This is a genomic window from Nocardia sp. CA-107356 (assembly GCF_050946365.1).
Taxonomy (GTDB): Bacteria; Actinomycetota; Actinomycetes; order Mycobacteriales; family Mycobacteriaceae; genus Nocardia.
In genome coordinates this window covers 607292-626808 of the sequence record NZ_CP191992.1, presented here as the reverse complement: position 1 = coordinate 626808, position 19517 = coordinate 607292, and the positions used below count along the sequence as shown (strand labels likewise).

The window sequence follows — 19517 nt, the reverse complement described above, 5'->3', positions numbered from 1 at the left end:
GCGCTCGGTGGTGGTGGCCGGTGCTTGATCGGCGTCCGTCGGGCCCGACCCACTGTCGTCTTGGTCGGCTAACATGCGTGGAATGAGTTCGGAACTGCTCGTCGATGTCTCCGCGGGCATCGCCGTCCTCACGCTCAATCGACCCGCTCAGCAAAATGCCGTTACCCCGGCTATGGCCGCCGAACTGAGTGCGGCGCTGCAGCGTTGCGATGTTGAAGATGCGATCCGCGCGGTCGTCATCACCGGTACGGCGCCCGCGTTCTGTGCGGGTGCCGATCTGTCGAGCCGGGTGGGCGATGTCAGCGCGACCATCGATCCACCGCCGTGGCGGGTGCGCAAACCGGTGATCGCCGCGGTGAACGGCCATGCGGTCGGCATCGGGTTGGCGCTGGCCCTGCAATGCGATCTGCGGTACGTAGCGCGCGACGCGGTTTACGGCCTCAATCAGGTACGCCGCGGCGTGCTCGCCGACGGCTACACGCACTGGACGGTGCCGCGGCTGGCCGGTATGGCCAATGCCGCCGACATCATGCTGACCGGCCGTACCTTCGACGGTGACGAAGCCAAGGCAATGGGTCTGGCCAACGACTGCCTGCCCGCGGGCGAGGTGCTACCAACGGCACTGGCCATCGCCCACGACATCGCGAACGGAGCGGCGCCGCTCCCGGTCGCCCTGTCGAAGCGGCTGCTATGGGAGGGCTTGGGTATGAACCCGACAATGGTCGGACAGCTCGAGACCGACCTGAACGACCACGTCACCAAAAGCATCGACGGCGGCGAAGCAATGGCGGCCTTCCGAGACCGCCGCCAGCCCAACTGGACCGGCAGTATCAGCCAGGAATGGCCCGCCTGGGACAACCACGGCGACCAAGAGCGCCCCAGCCTGGACTGACCGCCGAGCACGCCAACCGCCGCAATCGAACCTCCCCTCCCACGCCCCCTGAAGCACCTCGCTGGCCTGCGACTCCACCCCACGCACCTCCCACGACTCCTGAAGCACCTTGCTGGCCTGCGTCTTCACCCCACGCACCTCCCACGACTCCTGAAGCACCTTGCTGGCCTGCGTCTTCACCCCACGCACCTCCCACGACTCCTGAAGCACCTTGCTGGCCTGCGTCTTCACCCCACGCACCTCCCACGACTCCTGAAGCACCTTGCTGGCCTGCGTCTTCACCCCACGCACCTCCCACGACCTCCCGCGACTCGAAGCATGTCGCTGGCCAACCGCCTCCGCCAGCCGACGCGCCTCAGGAACCTGACGTGCCTTGTCAGCGTGCCGCCCCTCCCGCGACTCGATGCACCTCGCTGGCCAACCCGCTCCACCCACGACCCGACACACCTCCCGCGACCGAAGCACCTCGCTGGGCCTCCCACCCACGACCCGACGGCTGCCCCACTGCCCGCGACCCGAAGCACCTCTGGGCAAGCCGCCGCCGACCCGACACACCTCCCGCAGCCCCAAACACCCCGCTAGGGCCCCAAACACCTCACTAGCCAGCCGCTCCACCCGCGACCGGGCGCCCCTCCCGCTACCCGACGCACCTCGCCGGCCAGAAACCTCTCCCCTGACCCGACGCCCCTCGACCCCACGCGCACCCGTTGGTCTGTCTGCCACGCGACATCGACCGGGCGAATCCGTGCGCGGCGAGCGACCGCGAGACGTGCCAGGGATCAGGCGCGGCCGCCGATCAAGATCAGTAGGAAGACGATCGCCATGCAGACCATCAGGACCGTGCCGATGATGCCGAGGATGTATCCGACCAGCACCTGGGCGCGGCCGCCGAAGCCACCGTGGGATTCCTCGATCTGGTCGAGCGCACGTTTGCCGAGCGCCCAGGCCACCGGCCCCAACGCGCCGCAGCAGAACAGACTCGCCGCACCGAGCGCAAGCACCGCCGTCGCGTGCGGATGCTCGATCGTCTCCTGGGGAGCCTGGTTCGGGATGACCACGAGTCGAATTCTACGGGGCGCGAGCCGATTTGCGGTTCAACCGCAGCCGCCGATTCGCCCGACAACTAGGTCCGCCGATCCGCAGCACGCCCGCCCGCACGCGCCGGCCCTCGCATCCGAGCACGTCCCGGCGGATATCGCCCGACGGCACACGTCCTTTCACACTGCACATGCGCGATTGCGCGTGTGGCTCACCGAGAAGCGTGTGGCGTCGCTATGAGAAGTGGGCGGTGACGGCAGCCGTACTGCGATCAGATGCGGCGCTGGCGGGCGATTTCGGAGAGGACAACGCCCGCCGCGACGGAGGCGTTCAACGATTCCACCGGTCCGGCCATCGGGATGCCGAGGATGGAATCGCAGGTTTCGCGAACCAGCCGGGACAGACCCTTCCCTTCCGAACCCACCACGATCACGGTGGGGATGCTGCCGTCGAAATCATCGAGGGTGGTGTCGCCACCCGCGTCCAGACCGACGATCTGGAAGCCCTGCGACGCCCAATCCTTCAGCGTGCGAGTCAGATTCGTCGCGCGAGCGACCGGAAGCCGGGCCGCGGCACCGGCGCTGGTACGCCAGGCCACCGCGGTGACGCTGGCGCTGCGCCGCTGCGGAATCAGCACACCCTGGCCACCGAAGGCGGCCACCGAGCGGATCACCGCACCGAGGTTGCGCGGATCGGAGATGTTGTCCAACGCGACCAGCAAAGCGGGTTCGGCCGAATCCCGTACCCGCGCAACCAGATCGTCCGGATGGGCATACCGGTACGGCGGCACCTGCAATGCCACGCCCTGATGCAGTCCGTTGGCGCTCAGCCGATCCAGATCGGTGCGCGGCACCTCGAGGATGGAGATGCCCGCATCGGCGGCCATCTTCACGCTCTCGGTCAGCCGGTCGTCGTTGTCGGTGCCGACCGCGACGTAGAGCGCGGTCGCAGGCACACCGGCACGCAGACATTCGACAACCGGATTGCGGCCGAGCACCATCTCCGGACCGTCGTCGCTCTTGCGCCCGGCCGGACGAGCACCGCCGCGCGGGCCCGACTTACCTTGGGCCGCGGCCTTCGCCTTGGCCACCGCCCGCTTGGCCGCGGGATGTTTGGTCCTCGCCTCGGCGGGTGGAGTCGCACCGCGCGGCTCGAGCCCGCGCCTGCGCTGCCCACCGGAGCCGACGACGGCGCCCTTCTTGCTGCCGCCCTTACGGATCGCGCCTCGACGTTGTGAGTTACCTGCCATCAGTTCGCCTTTCCACGCTGCACCGCGCCCGGCGAATGCTGCGCTGCGCCCAGCGACCATTCCGGACCCTGTGGGGTATCGGTCACTTCGATTCCGGCGGCCTGCAACCGGTCCCGCGCCGCATCGGCGCTCGCCCAGTCCTTCTCGACGCGCGCCTGCTGGCGGCGATCGAGTTCGGCGCGCACCAGGACGTCCAATGCGTCCAGCGCGACCGAATTGTCCTGTGGGGTGTACCACTGCGGGTCGAACGGGCAGACGCCGAGGATATTCAACATGGCCCTGACCTGTCCGGCCAGCTCGACCGCCGCATCGACCGCACCCGACTCCAGCGCCTTATTGCCCTCGTGCACCACGCGGTGCACTTCGGCCAACGCCCGCGGAATAGCCAGATCATCGTCGAGCGCCTCGGCGAAGGCATCGGTCCACTTGCCGACCGCGATCTCCCCGGCCCGCTCGGCCACCCGATGCACGAACGCTTCGATCCGCTGGTACGAGGCCGCGGCGTCGTAGAGCGCCTTATCCGAATACTCCAGCATGGACCGGTAGTGCGCACTGCCCAGGTAGAACCGAAGTTCAACGGCCCGAACCTTTTTCAGCACATTCGGCACAGAGAGCACATTGCCCAGCGACTTGGACATCTTCTCGCCGCCCATGGTCACCCAGCCGTTGTGCAGCCAGTACTGTGCGAATCCATCACCGGCGGCCTTGGACTGGGCGATCTCGTTCTCGTGATGCGGGAAGACCAGATCCATTCCGCCGCAATGGATATCGAATTCCGGGCCGAGATAGAACTCGGCCATGGCCGAGCACTCCAAATGCCAGCCGGGGCGCCCCGGCCCCCACGGCGACGGCCAGGTCGGCTCACCGGGCTTGGCGGCCTTCCACAGCGTGAAGTCGCGCGGATCACGCTTACCCTCGCCCGCGCTCTCGCCCTGCGCCACATCGTCGAGCTTGTGGCCGGACAAGTGGCCGTACTCCGGGTAGCTGACCACATCGAAGTAGACATTGCCCGCGGACGCGTAGGCGTGCCCGCGATCGATGAGCCGCCGCATGAGATCGATCATCTGGGTGATGTGGCCGGTCGCGCGCGGTTCCACCGACGGCGGCAGCACGCCGAGCATCTGATACGCCCTGTCGAAGGCGCGCTCATAGGTCGCGGCCCATTCCCACCAGGGACGACCCGCCTCGCCGGCCTTGTACAGGATCTTGTCTTCGATATCGGTGACATTGCGGATGAACCACACGTCGTAGTCGTGCGCGAGCAGCCAACGCCGCAGCACGTCGAATGCGACTCCGCTGCGCAAATGGCCGATATGCGGTTCACCCTGAACGGTGGCGCCACACAGGTACACCGAGGCACGGCCGGGGACCAGGGGCGCAAAGTCGCGCATGGTCCGCGTGTCGGTGTCAAAGAGGCGCAGAGTCACGGAAGTCGATCCTAGCTGGTATATAAGGCCGTTCACGGAGCGGCTCGGGTCGGCGGGAGCTGGCTCAGCGACACGCTTGTAGCAGGGCGGTAGCCACTGCGGCCACGCCCTCGCCGCGGCCGGTCAATCCGAGGCCGTCAGTTGTGGTGCCCGACACCGAGACCGGGGCGCCGAGCAGTTCGCCGAGCACCTCTTGGGCCTCGGCCCGCCGCGGTCCGATCTTCGGCCGATTGCCGATTACCTGGACAGCGGCATTAACGATTTCGAAGCCCGCCTCGTCAAGGAGCCTTCGCACTTCCTTCAGCATGGCCGCGCCGGAAACGCCCGCCCATTCCGGGCGTCCGGTGCCGAAGACCGCGCCGACATCGCCGAGCCCGGCCGCGGAAAGCAGCGCATCGCAGAGCGCGTGCGCGGCGACATCGCCGTCGGAGTGTCCGGCGCAGCCGTCATCGCCGTCGAAGAGCAGACCCGCCATCCAGCACGGCCTGCCGGCTTCGATGGGATGGACATCGCTGCCGATGCCGACGCGCATGGTCATGACCGGCCCACCGTCCGTGCGCCGTCGAGCACCGCATTCGCGAGCAGCAGATCGAGCCGGGTGGTGATCTTGAAAGCCATGGGGTCGCCAGGGATGGTGCGCACCTGGGTGCCGAGCAGTTCGACGAGACCGGCATCGTCGGTGGCCCGGAGAGTCTCATCGGCATAGGCCGCGCGCAGCAATTCGGCGGCGAAACCCTGCGGCGTCTGAATGGCACGCAGGCCCGCACGATCGGGAGTGCCGGTGACGCGGCCGTGTGCATCCACGGATTTGATGGTGTCGACCACGGGCAATGCGGGCACGACGGCGGTGGCACCGGCGCGAAGTTCGGCGACCACCCGGGCGATCAGCTCGGGTGGGGTCAACGCGCGGGCGGCGTCGTGCACAAGAAAGTAGGCGGCATCGGATGCGGCGGCGATACCCGAACGCACCGAATCGGTGCGTTCGGCGCCGCCGATGACCACACGGACCGATTCCGAGGGCGGCAGCAGGGCAACGGCGCTCTCGACGAGTTCGGTGGGGACGATCACGATGATCCGGTCGACCGCCCCGGAGGCGATCAGGCCGTCGACGGCCAGCCGGACCATAGGTGTGCCGCCGACCGCGACGAACGCCTTGGGTGTCGATTCACCCAGGCGCACGCCACGACCGGCGGCAGGCACCAACGCAACGACGGAACCGTCGCTGTTAGAAACATTCACGGTCAGGAGGCCGCGGCGAGAACCTCATCGAGGAGCGTCTCGGCCTTGCCGTCATCGGTCCCCTCGGCGAGCGCGAGCTCACCGACAAGGATCTGACGGGCCTTGGCCAACATCCGCTTCTCACCCGCGGACAGACCGCGATCCTGCTCCCGACGCCACAGGTCGCGAACGACCTCGGCCACCTTGTTCACATCGCCAGAGGCGAGTTTCTCCAGGTTGGCCTTGTAGCGGCGAGACCAGTTAGTCGGTTCTTCGGTGTGCGGCGCACGCAGCACCTGGAAGACTCGGTCGAGACCCTCCTGGCCGACGACGTCGCGCACGCCGACATATTCGGCGTTCTCTGCGGGAACGCGAACAGTCAGGTCACCTTGGGCGACCTTCAGGACCAGATACTCTTTTTGCTCACCCTTGATGGTGCGAGTCTCGATTGCTTCGATCAGCGCCGCTCCGTGGTGGGGGTAAACGACGGTGTCTCCGACCTTAAAAATCATGTGTCCCGTGCCCCTTTCGATGTTCACAGTTTAACATGCGACTCGGTAACGGCGCGATCAACTGTGCAGGTCAGGGCCACAACGAGCCGACCGCTGGGGTTGACAGAAGCGATGCGGTGTGCATTGCGTTGTGCCAGAACAGGTTATCGACCGGCACGCTTACCACACGAGCCGATTGAGAAACCCAGCAGCACCCCGGCAACTCGGCGCGCCGAACAAACTGTTACCCAACGGATGCCATGCCACGGAGTGTCCGGCCTATCCCTTAGACACCTCCCCGACGTCCGCTCACGGAGGGCTACTACTACGCTGCCTAGTTATTACTCTCCCTAGCGGAGTGAGCCCGGTCGACATGGAGGACAACCCGTGACTGCCCTGAAAGCTGTGACCGCCTCGACAGGGGCGCGACGTCGCATGGTTTCGGTTGCCGCGCTCGCCGCCGGAGCGGCGCTCGTGCTGTCCGGCTGCGGTGCAGGCCAGATCTCGCAGACCGCGACCCAGGTCGCCGCGGTCAACGGCAACCACGCCGACATCGACCGGATCTCGCTGCGCAATGTGCACATCGTCTTCCCGGCCGCGGGCAGCGAGTACACCAATGCCAAGGGCGGTAAGGCGATCATCGCGCTGTCGGTCATCAACAATGGCGAGACCGTCACCGACGAGCTGACCAGCATCACCACCGACCTCGGCTCGGTCAAGATCACCCCGCCCGCGGGTGATCCGGCATTCCGGATCGAGCCACAGCAGACTGTCGTCGCGGCCACCTCCGCGGCCGCCGCGCAGGGCACCGCAGCCAAGGACGAGCACGGTGCGACGCCGTCCACCACCGCGGCGCCGTCCACCAGCGCCAAGCCCGATGAGCACGGCGCCGGTCCGGCCAGCGATAAGACCACCGTCAACCCCGAGAAGAAGCCCGGCCTGATCGAGATCACCGGTCTGACCAGGGATATCACCCCCGGCCTCACCTACCCGGTGACCTTCAACTTCAAGCAGAACGGCACCGTGACGGTGCAGGTCCCGGTCGACGCCGGCACGCTGGCCGACCGGCACGAGGGCCAGGCCGCCACGACCGAGGGCGAGCACAAGGGCGGGCACTGATCCGCTGACCGACCCCGACGTACGGCTGTCGCGCAACCGCGCGGCAGCCGTTTTCGTATCTGTCGAGCCCGCTTGTCGGAGGTGGTACGTAAGGTGCGCCTGTGGCCAAGACCAAGTCGATCTTCCGATGCTCCGCCTGCCGGTACGAGGTCGCCAAGTGGGTGGGCAAATGCCCGGAGTGCGGAGCATGGGGCACCGTCGACGAGGTAGCCGGCGCAGCGGCGACGGCGGCATCGCCGGTCGGGCGGCGGGCGATGTTGCCGAGCACCGCGGCGGCGCCCATCTCGCATATCGATTCGAAGGTCACCAAGGCCAGGCCGACCGGCGTCGAGGAGCTGGACCGGGTGCTCGGCGGCGGCATCGTGCCGGGATCGGTCGTACTGCTCTCCGGTGAACCGGGAGTCGGCAAGTCGACGCTGCTGCTCGAGGTCGCGCATCGGTGGGCCGCCCAGCGCGATGAGAAGTCGCTGTATGTCACCGCGGAGGAATCGGCGGGGCAGGTCCGGTTGCGCGCCGACCGGACCAATGCGGTGCACGAAAGGGTCTATCTGGCGGCGGAATCGGATCTCTCGATCGTGCTCGGCCATGTCGAGCAGGTCCGTCCGACGCTGCTCGTCGTCGATTCGGTGCAGACGATGCTGGTACCCGAGGTGGACGGCACCATCGGCGGCGTCACCCAGGTCCGCGCGGTGGCCGCGGCACTCACGTCGCTGGCCAAAGCGAGCGGTATCGCGGTACTGCTGGTCGGCCATGTCACCAAGGACGGCAATGTCGCCGGCCCGCGCACGCTGGAGCATCTGGTGGATGTGGTGCTGCAGTTCGAAGGCGATAAGAATTCCACACTGCGCATGGTGCGCGGCATCAAGAACCGCTTCGGCAGCTCCGATGAGGTCGGCTGTTTCGAACTGCACGACGACGGGATCTCCTGCGTCACCGATCCGTCGGGACTGTTCCTGCATCACCGCACCGATTCGGTGCCGGGTACGGCCGTCACGGTGGCGATGGACGGTAAGCGGCCGCTGGTCGCCGAGGTGCAGGGACTCACCGTCCACACCGAGATTCCGAATCCACGGCGGGCGGTGAGCGGGCTCGACTACAACCGCGTCGCGATGGTGCTCGCCGTGCTGCAGAGCCGCGGCCGGGTGTTTCTCGGCAAGCACGATGTCTACGCCGCGACGGTGGGCGGCATGCGGCTGCTCGAGCCCGCCGCAGATCTGGCGGTGACCCTTGCCATCGCAAGTGCCGAGCGGGATCAGGCGCTGCCCGTCGGCTGGGTCATCCTTGGCGAGGTCGGGCTGGCGGGCGAGGTGCGGCGGGTGACCGGACTGGAGCGCAGACTGGCCGAGGCCGAACGGCTCGGCTTCACCACCGCCCTGGTGCCGCCCGGATCGGCGCGGGCGAAAAACGGTATGAAGGTGCACGAGGTGACCGATGTCAAGTCGGCTATCCGCCTCGCCGGGCTGCGCAAGCAGCGCACCGCACCCACCGAAACCGCCCCCGACTTCTGAGCCGCGATCCGCCAACCCCCGCTCCCCCGAGCTACACCCGCCGACAACGGGTATCGCGCAACCCGAGTAATTGCGTACAGCCGGTGGCTATTCCGCCGCGGCAGCATCTCGATCGACCGCGGTCCGGATGGCAGGCCGCCACGGTCCGGCTGGTCTGGCGGGTGGATCAGGCGATATTGAACGGTTCGGCCGCGCTGCGCAGCGAACCCAGCTGGGCGACAACGGCATACGCGCCGGGCGGGACCTGGACGCGGTCACCGGCACAGTTCGGCTGTGAGGTCGAGCCGGACCAGGTGACCATGAATGCCGCCTGCTCGCCGCGGTTCAGTGTGCGGACATCGGGTGCGCCGTCCGGGTAGCAGTCGGTGCTCGACCAGAGTCGACGCTGACCGTCGAGGGTGGTCACCGAGACCTGCTGCAGGCCGGAACCGACATCCCGCGCGCACGCCGAGGACGAGATATTGGTGATCACGATGCCGAATACCGGGTTCTCCCCGGTCTTATAGGTCGGCTGCTCGACGGTCACCTTCACCGCGAGTGACTGATCCGGGCAGGCGCCAGCGGCGACCTGACCACCGCTGGGCGCGGCGGGCGTAGTGCCGGAAGGCTTCGCACTGGTTTCGGTCGTGGTCGGCGGCGGCGTCGAGGAGGACGCACCCGCGGGCTTATTCGTCGCCGACGACGTGCTCGTCGCGGCCGCCTTTGTCGTGCCGGGCGAGTCGCCTCCGCGCGTGATCGTCAAGACCAACCAGATGACCAGTGCGAGCGCCACGACCAGGATGCCGATGGCGAGCGCGCGACGTCGCCAATAGATCTCCGGAGGCAGCGGTCCATTCGGTTCCAGCACGGAGTCAACGGTAAGGGCACGATCCGGTGCAGCGACTCAGGACCCCGGCGTGTCGGATCGGAAAACGCGCGCGCGACAGGTAAATTCCGCTCGCACGTTGGATCCCCGCGATCGGCCGTGTCAGGCCAGCTCACCGATATTGCCGACGACACGCTGCAATTTCACTTGGCCGTCGGCCAGTTTGTATGTGACACAGGCGATTGCGCACTCACCCGTCGCCACGCGCTGCGAAATGATCATCGACCGCTGCATCAGCAGTCGGCTGGTCTCCACCACATGCCTGGCCTCCATCTCGTCGACGGTGGACAACCCCTCCCTGCGCCCGACCAGAATCGACGGCGTGACCCGCTCGACCACACTGCGGATGAACCCGCCCGGCACCTCGCCGCCGTCCAGCGCATCGATGGTGGCCTTCACCGCGCCGCAGCTGTCGTGCCCGAGCACCACGATCAGCGGCACGTTCAACACCTGTACGCCGTACTCGATCGAACCGAGCACCGAACTGTCCACCACATGGCCCGCGGTGCGCACCACGAACATATCGCCGAGGCCCTGGTCGAAAATCAGCTCGGCGGCGACGCGGGAGTCACCGCAGCCGAACAGGATGGCATGCGGGTGCTGGCCGCTGACAAGCTTGGCCCGGTCGACCGCGCCCTGACTAGGATGCAGCAACGTGCCGTTCACGAAGCGCTCATTGCCCTCGCGAAGGGATTTCCAGGCACTGATCGGGTTGGAATCCGGCATACCGACCATTGTGCACATGGCATTGGTTACCAGCGAGTCCGGTTCGTTACGGATCGGCAAATATCGACCGGCCGCAGGACAATAGGAACGGTGAGGGCAGTGCTCGAGGGCCGCGCAGCGCACAGGCATGCAGACGCGAAACGCAAGATCACGGCGGTAACCAACCAGGTGGATGCCGATTTGTTGCTGGACTGGTATCGGGAAACCGCGAGGGATCTGCCGTGGCGGCGCGCGGACGTCACCGCCTGGCAGATTCTGATGAGCGAAATCATGCTGCAGCAGACACCGGTGGCGCGGGTCGAACCGATCTGGCGGCAGTGGGTGGCGCGCTGGCCGGTCCCTTCGGCGATGGCGGCCTCATCGCAGGCCGAGGTGCTGCGCGCCTGGGGCAAGCTGGGATATCCGCGGCGGGCATTGCGACTGCACGAATGCGCCAAGGTGCTCGCCGAGAAATATGGCGACGCGGTGCCGACCGATGTCGAAGTGCTACTCGGCCTGCCCGGCATCGGCGCGTATACGGCGCGGGCGGTGGCCTGCTTCGCCTATGGGCAGCGAGTTCCGGTGGTGGACACCAATGTTCGCCGGGTGGTGGCGCGCGCGGTGCACGGGCGGGCGGAGGCCGGTAATCCCTCCAGCCGCGATCTGCCCGAGACAGAGGCGTTGCTGCCGCGCCGAATCGACCATGCCGCAATGTTTTCCGCCGCGCTGATGGAACTCGGGGCGACGGTGTGCACAGCCCGCACGCCCGACTGCGCGCGTTGTCCGCTGCCGGAATGCGCGTGGGTTTCCGCGGGCAGGCCGGTATCCGAGGTGGTTCGCAAGACGCAGAAGTACGAAGGCACCGACCGTCAGGCGCGCGGCCGGTTGCTCGATGTGTTGCGCGACGCCACCGGCCCCGTCGAGCGAATTCGCCTGGACCTGGCCTGGACTCGCGATCCGGGCCAACGGGACCGCGCGCTCGACTCACTGCTCGTCGACGGCCTGATCGAGCAAACCCCCGACGGCCTGTTCGCCCTCGCAGGCGAGGGCAACCCCGCCCTCAACTGACCCCACCGGACAGCTTTGCCGGGATCCGCACGGTGCCCGTCCTGGGTTCCGGTGTGGGCGGCTAGGAGCCCAAGACCTTGCGGAGGAAGCGCTCGACCTCGGCGCGGTAGCGCTCGGGTTGGTCGTCGTGGACCAGATGGCCGGAGTTCGGGACGCGCACGTAGACGGCGTCGGGGTGGCTGGCCGCCATCTGTGACATCTGGCCCTCGGGGGTGATGGTGAATTCGCCTTCGATCAGCAGGACGGGGGCTTCGACCGCATGCCACTGGGACCAGAAGTCGCGGGTGCCCCACTCCTCGGAGATATCGCGAAAGGTCGATACCGAGCCGTGCAGGCGGTAGCCGTCCGGGCCGTGGTCGAAGGAGTTGAGGAAATACCGTCCGGCCACCGGGCCGAAGAAATCCAGGACCGCGCGTTCATCCGGAAACGGTTGCGGCCAGGCCTCGATCATCGCTGCCCAGTTCTCGGCGGTGCGGCCGCGGAAGTCCGGGGCGATGTCCTCGACGACAAGTGCGCGCACCCGCTCCGGATACTGCGCCGCGAACACCCAGCCGTGCAGCCCGCCCATCGAATGCCCGATCACCACCATGGGTTCGGAAATATCGGCGGTTGCCGCGGCGAGGTCGTCGATAAAGGCCTCGGTGCTCAGTTCTGCGGGTGCGGGACGGCCGTGCCCCGCGGCGTCGAAGGTATAGACGTGGCCGTACGCCCGCAGCCAGTCCAACTGATCGCGCCAGGTGCGGGCGCTGCCCATCAATCCGTGCAGCAGCAGGATCGGCACCCCTGCCCCGCCTTCGTCGTACACGGTGACATTTTGCCGCGCCTGCGGCGCGGCGTGTTCGCGGCCCCCGGATGTCTCGCGTCCGAGCCGTCGAGACTCACGACTTCGGCGCATGACTCGGATGCGAGACGGCCGCGAACTCCTCACTCGTAAGACTCGCTCCGCCGCGGCAGAGTCGCACCGTCGACTCGCCAGCATCGGGCTACCCCGCATGTGCTGCAAGGTGGCCGGCTGGCGCAGACGTATCGTCGGAGCCATGGCTGTTGTGAAGATCAATGCGATCGAGGTTCCGGAGGGCGCCGGCCCCGAGTTGGAGAAGCGGTTCGCCCATCGTGCGCACGCGGTCGAGGGCTCACCCGGATTCCTCGGCTTCCAGTTGCTGCGGCCGGTGGCCGGGGAGAACCGGTACTTCGTTGTCACCCAATGGGATTCGGAGGAGTCGTTCGCGGCCTGGCGGGACGGGCCCGCGCGGGAGGCGCATGCGGGCGAACGGCAGAAGCCGGTTTCGACGGGCGCCTCGCTGCTGGAGTTCGAGGTCGTGCTGGACGTCGCGGGCAAATCCGCATCCTGAATCCGCCGGACAATCGCGGCGCGCGACTCGCCCCACCGCGTGGTGGGTCGTGTTGACGGCGGGTACGACCAGATGTCACAGTTCGAAGGACAAACGCGAAGGTGATGCGGTAATTCGGTGAGATTCCGAAGCGGTCGCGCCACTGTGTTCTTGCACCGAGTCCTTGGTGCCGGAAAGCCAGACACCGGCACCTCGCACCGACCCAACTCATGGGACGCGCATCCCTAGGAGGACTCGAATGGCCATCGCGCATTCACCGAGTCGGGCAACCGATTCACTCGGCACGCTACTCATCGCGGTAGGCGTCGTTCTGCTCGCACTGCTCACGCTGTACCTGGTCGGCTTCGACCAGGGTGTCATCTCGCGCAGCGGGATGTACTTGCACGAGCTGATGCACGACGGACGTCACCTGCTCGGTGTGCCGTGCCACTGAGTTCACCCACGTCGCCGACTCCGTCGGCTGCCGTCCCCCTGGACGGATCGCTCAATACCCTGCTGCTCCGTGGCCTGCTGGCCGGTCTCATCGCCGGTCTGCTGGCCGCGACAGTGGGCTATTTCGTCGGTGAGCCCAAGATCGACGCCGCCATCTCCATCGAAGAGGCCAATTCCGCCAAGGAGAAGGCCGCCGAACACACCGAGGAACCGGCGGGTCATACGCACGGTGACGAGGAAGAGCCGCTGGTCAGCCGGGTCGGGCAGAAGGCTGGGCAGTTCTTGGCGCTCGGGCTTTCCGGGCTCGCGCTCGGGGCCATCTTCGGTTCGGTGGCGTACTTCGCACGCAGGTACTCCACACTGTCGGGGCCGAAGCTCGTGCTCGGGCTGGCACTGGCCGGTTGGACCGCGATCGTGGCGGTGCCGTTCTTCAAATACCCGGCCAATCCACCCGCCGTGGGTGAGCCGGACACCATCAACCAGCGGACCTTGCTGTGGCTGGCGGCGGTGCTGCTCGGCCTGGCCGCGGTCGGCATCGGGGTGTACGTCTACAAACTGCTTGCCGCGCAACTCGATACGGTCCGTCTGATCGCGGGGGTCGGGGCATTCGTCCTGGTCGTCGTGCTCGGCTACGTTCTGCTGCCGGGGATCAACGAGGTCAAGGACGACTTCCCGGCCGCGCTGCTGTGGCAGTTCCGAGCGGCGTCGCTCGGCGAGACGGCCACACTGTGGGCCTGTCTCGGCCTCGGTTTCGCGGCGCTCTCCGAATTCGCTACGCGCGGTAGCACTCCGGTACGAGAGCCGGTCACTACCGCAGGCTGATCCGCAGTTCGGATTGTGACAGGCAGTGTCGGCGTTATGACCGGCACTGCCTTTTCCGTACGGCCACGCACCGACCATCCCCAACGCCCACCGCGCTCGGTTTCGGTGGCATTCACCGGCCTCGTCATCGCCCTGCTGTGCGGCGTCGGCGAGGCCATCACCTATACGGCCGTCGAACTGGACGGCCCGAATGCCGATATCGGCTCGCTCGCAACAGGATCGGCGATTCGCGGCGCCATCTACCTGGCGGTCCTCGCAGTAGGCATCCGAATGGCCAACGGCGCCCGCTGGGCCCGCATTGTCCTCACCGTCGGCATCGGCGTAATCGGCCTGGCCTCCCTGATCGTCGAACCCCTCGCAGCCACGTTGTCCGCCAAGGAAATCACCGACCTCTTCGATCACCTCACCCCCGCCGCGATTATCACCGGCGCCTTCCGCACCGGCCACATCCTCGCCGTCTTGATCGCCATCCCCGCGATGTACCACCCGACCGCCCGCCGATACTTCCGCCGCTAGAGCGTGCTTTTTCGAGAGTAGTCAAATGGTGGTTGCGATGTATCGGGCCACCATTTCACAAAGATCGACGGGGCCTATTGCCAGCCGGGGCGGACGAGGCCGGATTCGTAGGCCATTACTACGAGTTGGGTGCGGTCTCGGGCGTTCAGTTTCGTCAGGATGCGGCTGACGTGGGTGCGGGCGGTGGCGGGGCTCATGTACAGGCGTTCGCCGATTTCGGCGTTGGTCAGGCCCTCGGCGACGAGGGTCATGACCTCACGTTCGCGATCGGTGAGTTCGGTGAAGGCGGCGGGTGGAGGTTGTTTGGCGTGGGCGGAGAATTCGGCGATGATGCGGCGGGTGACGCCGGGTGAGAGCAGGGCATCACCCGCGGCCACCACTCGGACGGCGCGGACCAGGTCAGCGGGCTCGGTGTGTTTGACGAGGAAACCGGTCGCCCCGGCGCGCATTGCCTCGAACACGTACTCATCGAGTTCGAAGGTGGTCAGTACGACGACCTTCACCTCGGCGAGTTTCGGATCCTCGGCGATCATGCGGGTGGCGGCGAGACCGTCCAGAACCGGCATTCTGATATCCATCAGGACCACGTCGGGGGTCAGGCTGCGGGTCATGCGGACGGCCTGTTCGCCATTGTCGGCCTCGCCGACCACCTCGATGCCGTCCTGCGCGTCGAGCAGCGCGACGAAACCGCCGCGCACCAAGGCCTGGTCATCGGCAACCAACACCCGAATCCCACCCGTCTCCCGACCACCTGTATTCATTTGGCCTCCTCCTGGGACGGTAGCCGAGCCACCACCCGGAACCCACCGCTCGGCCGCGGACCCGCGATGAGCTGGCCGCCGAGTGCGTGTGCGCGCTCGCGCATGCCGAGGATGCCATTGCCTCCACTCGGCCCGGATTTCGATTGTGGCGCGGTGGCGCGGGCATTGTCGATGGTGATCTCGACCGAGTCGGCGGCATAGCGCACGGTCACCGCGGCCGGGGCTCCCGGCGCGTGACGGGCCACGTTGGTCAGCGATTCCTGGATGATGCGCGCGGCCGCCACATCGACGACGCTCGGCAGTTTGTGTGCGGTGCCGATGACGCGGGTGTCGACGGTCAGACCGGCCGCGCGAGCCCGCTGCAGCAACGTATCCAGATCCTCGATGCTCGGCGCTGGGCTGCGCGGGGCGGATGGCCTCGCTTCGGCGACTCCGGCGTTGCGGCCAGCCGAATTATCTTGGGCCCGTTCGGAATCGCGGCGTCCGTTCGCGGATTCGGGAGTGCGCTCGGCACCGGATTCGGGCGCTTCCTCCGTGCCGGGCGTCGAGCCGCCACTGCGGATCGAGTGCAACAGCGTGTGCACCTCGGCCAGCGCATCCCTACTTGCCGTCTTGATCGCCGCCAGCGCCGATTCGGCCTGTTCGGGCCTCTTGTCGAACAACTCCAGCGCGACCGAGGACTGCACGTTGATCAGCGAAAGGCTGTGTGCCAGTACATCGTGCAACTCACGCGCGATGGCCAGCCGCTCCTCGCTGGCCCGCCGTTCGCGCTGCGCCTCCTCGTCGCGACGCGCGGCTTCGGCCCGCTGCCTGCGCGCCACCAGCACCGCCTGGCGCTGGCGGATCCCCTCCGCGATCGCGACGAGCACACCGAGCCAGGCGATCATCCCGAATGCCAGCCACGGATTCGCGGGATGCCCGACCAGCGTGGGCAACGGCCAGACCAGCGCGAAATAGCCGATCGGTGCGAGCGGATATGTCCACCAACGTGATCCGACGATCGCGGCGGAGATGAACGCGATCACCAGCGAAACGAAGATCGGACCGTAGCCGTAGCCGCGCAACAGATACACCGCGCAGGACGCGATCGTGACGAGCAGCACCGGCAGCGGATACGAACGGCGTAGCAGCAATGCGACGGGCCCGACGAGCAACAGCACGTACCCGAGTGCGTCGATCGTGTGCACTCCGGTCTGGCGCAGGTTGGCATTGCGGCCCCCGCCCAGTTGGATCACCGCGACGACCATCGCGAGAACCCAGTCCTGCACGACCGGGCCACGTTTCGATTCCCCTGGCGCTGTCACATGTGCAGCCTATTAGCCCGACCCTGCCGAGGCGTCCGCCGCGCTGCGTATGCTCCCCGCCTCCCGGAATATTTTGCCGGCCGTCAGTGCCCCGACAGTCGCGTCGCGGGGCGACGGTCGAGGTGACAGCCAGGTTTCGGGCGTTCTCGACGAGTCACCCATGTGCCTGCGAAACCCGTCGTCACGTCCGCTATCACGATGATTCGTAGGCCGCGGTACGTATGTCGACCACCGCCGCGCGACGGATGTGTCGGCCCTGGTCGGAGGCGGATTCTCGGAGCATGACAGATTCCATCGTGGTCACCGCGGGGCTGACCAAACGCTACGGCACCCACACCGCCGTCGACGGCGTGCACATGAACGTGGCGCCCGGCGAAATCTACGGCTTCCTCGGTCCGAACGGAGCGGGTAAGACGACCACGCTGCGAATGCTGGTCGGATTGATCCGGCCCACCGCGGGTACCGCCACCGTGCTCGGGCACACCCCCGGCGATCCGGCGGTGGTCCGCCGCATCGGTGTCCTCATCGAGGGCCCTGGCTTCTACCCCTACCTCAGCGGCCGCGATAACCTGCGGGTACTGGCGAAATACCGTGGCCTCGACCGATCCGATGTGGCGGACGCGCTGGACCGCGTCGGCCTCGCGAACCGTGCCGACGATAGATTCCGCACCTACTCCCTGGGCATGAAGCAGCGCCTCGGTGTCGGCGCGGCCCTGCTCGGCCGCCCCGATCTGCTCATCCTGGACGAGCCGACCAATGGTCTCGACCCGCAGGGCATGGCCGAAATGCGGGAGCTCATCACTACTCTCGCGGGCGATGGGCATGCGGTGCTGCTGTCCAGCCATATGTTGAGCGAGGTGCAGGAGATCTGCGATCGCGTCGGTGTGATCTCCGGCGGCAGGCTGCTGACCGAGTCCACGGTTGCCGAATTACGCGGCGCCTCTTCGCTTCTACTGCGCGCCGAACCACTCGAGGTGGCGTTCCCTGCGGTGCGCCGGGTGGTCGGCGAGCGCTCGGCGATGTTGACCGCAGGCGGTATTCGGATCGAAGCCGGTGCGGCCACCGCCCCGGTGGTCGCGCGCGCAGTCGTCGAATCGGGCGCAGATCTGCTGGAACTGCGGACCGATGAAAAGTCCCTGGAAGAAGTGTTTTTCGAAATAACGCAATTGGAGCCGGTGAAATGAACGGGCAGGCGATGAAGGACCTGATGGCGAGCACGAAAGCGGAAATGCTGCGATTGCGTAAGTGGCCAGCGTTCTGGATCATTCTCGGAGTCTGGATTCTGTTGAATCTCACGTTCTCCTACCTGTTCAACTACCTCGCCTACTCCTCGGGCGATATGAAGACGATGTCGAATGGTGTGCCGAAAGACGTTCTGCTGCAACAGATGTTGCCTGCAGCGGTGCCCGAAGTATTCACCCAGGGCATGGCGATGTTCGGTGGTGCGCTGATGCTCATTCTCGGCGCGCTGACCATCGGCAGCGGATATGGCTGGGGCACTTGGAAAACCGTGCTCACCCAGGGACCGTCGCGAGCCAATGCGATCAGCGGCGCGCTGATCGGCTTGGCGCTCACGGTTATCGCGCTGGTATGCGTCGCGTTCGTGGTGGATATCGGGGTCGCCTCGATCATCGCGACGACCCAATCGCAGTCGCTCGCGCTACCGGGTTCGAGCCGGGCCGTGAACGGCATCATCACCGGCACGGCAATTCTCGGAATGTGGACGCTGGCGGGCGCACTGATCGGGGCGATCGCCCGCGGTCCAGCGCTGGCCGTCGGCCTCGGCCTGGTCTGGGTGCTGGTGGTGGAGAACCTGCTGCGCGGTGTCGCGGCGATCTTCAGCCCGATCAAGGTGCTCACCGATCACCTGCCCGGCACCGCGGCGGGGTCGATGGCCGGCGCGATGCGGACCGTGCAGTCACCATCGACGCCAGGGGTGCTCGATATCCTCTCGCGGACCCAGTCGCTCATCGCACTGGTGGTGTACGTAGCGCTCTTCGCGGCGGCCACGATGTGGCTGGTGCACCGGCGCGATATGGTCTGAGCTCCGAGCCCCGAAACCGCTGGTGGACAACAGTTTGTCAGCGGTTTCGATGCTTTCCGAGGGCGATCATCACCGACGCTCCGACAGCACGCAACGGGCCAGCTCGGTCAGTGCCGCGGTGATCTGCGCGGCGGTGAGGCCGCGGCCACGCTGCTGCTGGTAGACCTCGGCGGCCAGCGGCGCGAGCAGCGGATCGACCATGGCGTCCGGTTCCTCGATACCCCCGGCCACGAGCAGCGACCGGACATGCAGGAACCAGAAGCCATATGCGCCGGTCGCGAATCGCGCACCGCCGGTCTCCGCACCGAGCACCAGATCCGCGTGCCCGTCCAGCAATTCGACCATCGCGGCATAGAAGGCGGCGAGCCGTTCGGCGGGTGCGGCGCCGGGGCCGAGCGGCGGATCGCCGCGCAGCAGTTTCTCCTGCAGGGCGCGTTCATGTTCGTCGAGCAGTGCGACGGCGATCGAATTCCTATCCGGGTAGCGGCGATACAGCGTGCCGCGCCCGACCCCCGCCGCCTTGGCGATGTCATCCATCGTCACGGTGCGCGGATCCCGCGTTGCGAACAGTTCGGCGGCCGCGGCGAGCACCTTGGCCCGGTTGCGGGCCGCATCCGCGCGCTCGGTCGGCGCTGCGGGTGCCGCGGTCGGATGCCCGCTGAGCAGGTCCATATCGCTGGTCATGGTCTCGACTGTACTCGACTTT

The 19517-nt window shown here is 67.0% G+C and carries 22 protein-coding genes; 10 read left to right on the top strand and 12 right to left on the bottom strand.

Going from position 1 to position 19517, the window contains the following annotated elements; all coding sequences use genetic code 11:
- The first annotated feature begins 82 nt into the window (after positions 1 to 82).
- Positions 83 to 892, top strand: coding sequence for an enoyl-CoA hydratase/isomerase family protein (locus ACQP1G_RS02860; protein ID WP_433198052.1), 810 nt, complete (start codon positions 83 to 85; stop codon positions 890 to 892).
- Positions 893 to 1671: 779 nt separating this feature from the next.
- Here ACQP1G_RS02860 and ACQP1G_RS02855 read toward each other — a convergent pair.
- The 6 genes from ACQP1G_RS02855 to carD all read right to left on the bottom strand — a co-directional run bounded on the left by ACQP1G_RS02855 (position 1672) and on the right by carD (position 6336).
- The gene (locus ACQP1G_RS02855; RefSeq protein ID WP_433198050.1) at positions 1672 to 1950 is read right to left on the bottom strand and encodes a DUF4190 domain-containing protein; all 279 of its coding nucleotides are present in this window, start codon (positions 1948 to 1950) and stop codon (positions 1672 to 1674) included.
- Positions 1951 to 2201: 251 nt separating this feature from the next.
- Positions 2202 to 3179 carry a 23S rRNA (guanosine(2251)-2'-O)-methyltransferase RlmB gene (gene rlmB, locus ACQP1G_RS02850; RefSeq protein ID WP_433198048.1) on the bottom strand — a complete coding sequence of 326 codons (978 nt, stop codon included), beginning with the start codon at positions 3177 to 3179 and terminating at the stop codon, positions 2202 to 2204.
- Positions 3179 to 4606 (bottom strand): cysteine--tRNA ligase, encoded by a 1428-nt coding sequence (gene cysS / locus ACQP1G_RS02845; RefSeq protein ID WP_433198046.1) that lies wholly within the window; start codon positions 4604 to 4606, stop codon positions 3179 to 3181. The genes rlmB and cysS overlap by 1 nt, the downstream gene beginning before the upstream one ends.
- 64 nt (positions 4607 to 4670) lie before the next feature.
- On the bottom strand, positions 4671 to 5138 hold the full coding sequence (gene ispF / locus ACQP1G_RS02840) for a 2-C-methyl-D-erythritol 2,4-cyclodiphosphate synthase (protein ID WP_433208080.1): 468 nt from the start codon (positions 5136 to 5138) through the stop codon (positions 4671 to 4673).
- A 2-nt stretch (positions 5139 to 5140) separates the two neighbouring features.
- Positions 5141 to 5845 (bottom strand): 2-C-methyl-D-erythritol 4-phosphate cytidylyltransferase, encoded by a 705-nt coding sequence (gene ispD, locus ACQP1G_RS02835; protein ID WP_433198044.1) that lies wholly within the window; start codon positions 5843 to 5845, stop codon positions 5141 to 5143.
- A 2-nt stretch (positions 5846 to 5847) separates the two neighbouring features.
- The gene (carD, locus tag ACQP1G_RS02830) at positions 5848 to 6336 is read right to left on the bottom strand and encodes an RNA polymerase-binding transcription factor CarD (protein ID WP_011206964.1); all 489 of its coding nucleotides are present in this window, start codon (positions 6334 to 6336) and stop codon (positions 5848 to 5850) included.
- Between the two features lie 366 nt (positions 6337 to 6702).
- Between carD and ACQP1G_RS02825 the strand changes: the two genes are divergently transcribed.
- The gene (locus ACQP1G_RS02825; RefSeq protein ID WP_433198042.1) at positions 6703 to 7434 is read left to right on the top strand and encodes a hypothetical protein; all 732 of its coding nucleotides are present in this window, start codon (positions 6703 to 6705) and stop codon (positions 7432 to 7434) included.
- 101 nt (positions 7435 to 7535) lie between these two features.
- Positions 7536 to 8942: a DNA repair protein RadA gene (gene radA, locus ACQP1G_RS02820; RefSeq protein ID WP_433198040.1), complete on the top strand. Its 1407-nt coding sequence runs from the start codon at positions 7536 to 7538 to the stop codon at positions 8940 to 8942.
- Between the two features lie 166 nt (positions 8943 to 9108).
- Here the strand turns inward: radA and ACQP1G_RS02815 are convergent, their stop codons facing one another.
- Positions 9109 to 9789: a hypothetical protein gene (locus tag ACQP1G_RS02815; protein ID WP_433198038.1), complete on the bottom strand. Its 681-nt coding sequence runs from the start codon at positions 9787 to 9789 to the stop codon at positions 9109 to 9111.
- A 120-nt stretch (positions 9790 to 9909) separates the two neighbouring features.
- A complete protein-coding gene (locus ACQP1G_RS02810; protein WP_433198036.1) occupies positions 9910 to 10533 on the bottom strand; it encodes a carbonic anhydrase in 624 nt (207 codons plus the stop codon).
- Positions 10534 to 10680: 147 nt separating this feature from the next.
- Between ACQP1G_RS02810 and ACQP1G_RS02805 the strand changes: the two genes are divergently transcribed.
- Entirely contained in the window at positions 10681 to 11580 is a 900-nt protein-coding gene (locus tag ACQP1G_RS02805; protein WP_433208077.1) for an A/G-specific adenine glycosylase, read from the top strand.
- 61 nt (positions 11581 to 11641) lie between these two features.
- On the opposite strand, the gene ACQP1G_RS02800 is transcribed toward ACQP1G_RS02805, so the two are convergent.
- A complete protein-coding gene (locus ACQP1G_RS02800; RefSeq protein ID WP_433198034.1) occupies positions 11642 to 12475 on the bottom strand; it encodes an alpha/beta fold hydrolase in 834 nt (277 codons plus the stop codon).
- A gap of 142 nt (positions 12476 to 12617) precedes the next feature.
- On the opposite strand from ACQP1G_RS02800, the gene mhuD reads away from it, so the two are divergent.
- From mhuD to ACQP1G_RS02780, 4 genes are all read left to right on the top strand, one after another.
- Positions 12618 to 12932: a mycobilin-forming heme oxygenase MhuD gene (mhuD, locus tag ACQP1G_RS02795; RefSeq protein WP_330250962.1), complete on the top strand. Its 315-nt coding sequence runs from the start codon at positions 12618 to 12620 to the stop codon at positions 12930 to 12932.
- Between the two features lie 238 nt (positions 12933 to 13170).
- Complete coding sequence (locus ACQP1G_RS02790; RefSeq protein ID WP_040686176.1) at positions 13171 to 13365, top strand: CbtB domain-containing protein; 195 nt, start codon at positions 13171 to 13173, stop codon at positions 13363 to 13365.
- Positions 13356 to 14186, top strand: a complete 831-nt coding sequence (locus ACQP1G_RS02785; protein WP_433198032.1) for a CbtA family protein — start codon at positions 13356 to 13358, stop codon at positions 14184 to 14186. Before ACQP1G_RS02790 ends, ACQP1G_RS02785 begins: the two co-directional genes overlap by 10 nt.
- A 36-nt stretch (positions 14187 to 14222) precedes the next feature.
- Entirely contained in the window at positions 14223 to 14702 is a 480-nt protein-coding gene (locus ACQP1G_RS02780; protein ID WP_433198030.1) for a hypothetical protein, read from the top strand.
- A gap of 74 nt (positions 14703 to 14776) precedes the next feature.
- On the opposite strand, the gene ACQP1G_RS02775 is transcribed toward ACQP1G_RS02780, so the two are convergent.
- Positions 14777 to 15463, bottom strand: coding sequence for a response regulator transcription factor (locus ACQP1G_RS02775; RefSeq protein WP_433198028.1), 687 nt, complete (start codon positions 15461 to 15463; stop codon positions 14777 to 14779).
- Positions 15460 to 16767, bottom strand: a complete 1308-nt coding sequence (locus ACQP1G_RS02770; protein ID WP_433198026.1) for a sensor histidine kinase — start codon at positions 16765 to 16767, stop codon at positions 15460 to 15462. The genes ACQP1G_RS02775 and ACQP1G_RS02770 overlap by 4 nt, the downstream gene beginning before the upstream one ends.
- A 281-nt stretch (positions 16768 to 17048) precedes the next feature.
- Between ACQP1G_RS02770 and ACQP1G_RS02765 the strand changes: the two genes are divergently transcribed.
- Positions 17049 to 17951 carry an ABC transporter ATP-binding protein gene (locus ACQP1G_RS02765; RefSeq protein WP_433198024.1) on the top strand — a complete coding sequence of 301 codons (903 nt, stop codon included), beginning with the start codon at positions 17049 to 17051 and terminating at the stop codon, positions 17949 to 17951.
- The gene (locus ACQP1G_RS02760) at positions 17948 to 18811 is read left to right on the top strand and encodes an ABC transporter permease subunit (protein WP_433198022.1); all 864 of its coding nucleotides are present in this window, start codon (positions 17948 to 17950) and stop codon (positions 18809 to 18811) included. The genes ACQP1G_RS02765 and ACQP1G_RS02760 overlap by 4 nt, the downstream gene beginning before the upstream one ends.
- A gap of 69 nt (positions 18812 to 18880) precedes the next feature.
- Here ACQP1G_RS02760 and ACQP1G_RS02755 read toward each other — a convergent pair whose 3' ends face one another.
- Positions 18881 to 19495: a TetR/AcrR family transcriptional regulator gene (locus ACQP1G_RS02755; RefSeq protein ID WP_433198020.1), complete on the bottom strand. Its 615-nt coding sequence runs from the start codon at positions 19493 to 19495 to the stop codon at positions 18881 to 18883.
- Positions 19496 to 19517 lie beyond the last annotated feature (22 nt).

Excerpts from the sequence above, each read along its gene's own strand:
- ACQP1G_RS02810 (WP_433198036.1), bottom strand. The coding sequence starts at position 10,533 with ATGCCGGATTCCAACCCGATCAGTGCCTGGAAATCCCTTCGCGAGGGC.
- ACQP1G_RS02780 (WP_433198030.1), top strand. The coding sequence starts at position 14,223 with ATGACCGGCACTGCCTTTTCCGTACGGCCACGCACCGACCATCCCCAA.
- ACQP1G_RS02775 (WP_433198028.1), bottom strand. The coding sequence starts at position 15,463 with ATGAATACAGGTGGTCGGGAGACGGGTGGGATTCGGGTGTTGGTTGCC.
- ispF (WP_433208080.1), bottom strand. The coding sequence starts at position 5,138 with ATGCGCGTCGGCATCGGCAGCGATGTCCATCCCATCGAAGCCGGCAGG.
- ACQP1G_RS02760 (WP_433198022.1), top strand. The coding sequence starts at position 17,948 with ATGAACGGGCAGGCGATGAAGGACCTGATGGCGAGCACGAAAGCGGAA.
- carD (WP_011206964.1), bottom strand. The coding sequence starts at position 6,336 with ATGATTTTTAAGGTCGGAGACACCGTCGTTTACCCCCACCACGGAGCG.
- ACQP1G_RS02765 (WP_433198024.1), top strand. The coding sequence starts at position 17,049 with ATGACAGATTCCATCGTGGTCACCGCGGGGCTGACCAAACGCTACGGC.
- mhuD (WP_330250962.1), top strand. The coding sequence starts at position 12,618 with ATGGCTGTTGTGAAGATCAATGCGATCGAGGTTCCGGAGGGCGCCGGC.
- ACQP1G_RS02860 (WP_433198052.1), top strand. The coding sequence starts at position 83 with ATGAGTTCGGAACTGCTCGTCGATGTCTCCGCGGGCATCGCCGTCCTC.
- ACQP1G_RS02755 (WP_433198020.1), bottom strand. The coding sequence starts at position 19,495 with ATGACCAGCGATATGGACCTGCTCAGCGGGCATCCGACCGCGGCACCC.
- ACQP1G_RS02790 (WP_040686176.1), top strand. The coding sequence starts at position 13,171 with ATGGCCATCGCGCATTCACCGAGTCGGGCAACCGATTCACTCGGCACG.
- rlmB (WP_433198048.1), bottom strand. The coding sequence starts at position 3,179 with ATGGCAGGTAACTCACAACGTCGAGGCGCGATCCGTAAGGGCGGCAGC.
- ACQP1G_RS02800 (WP_433198034.1), bottom strand. The coding sequence starts at position 12,475 with ATGCGCCGAAGTCGTGAGTCTCGACGGCTCGGACGCGAGACATCCGGG.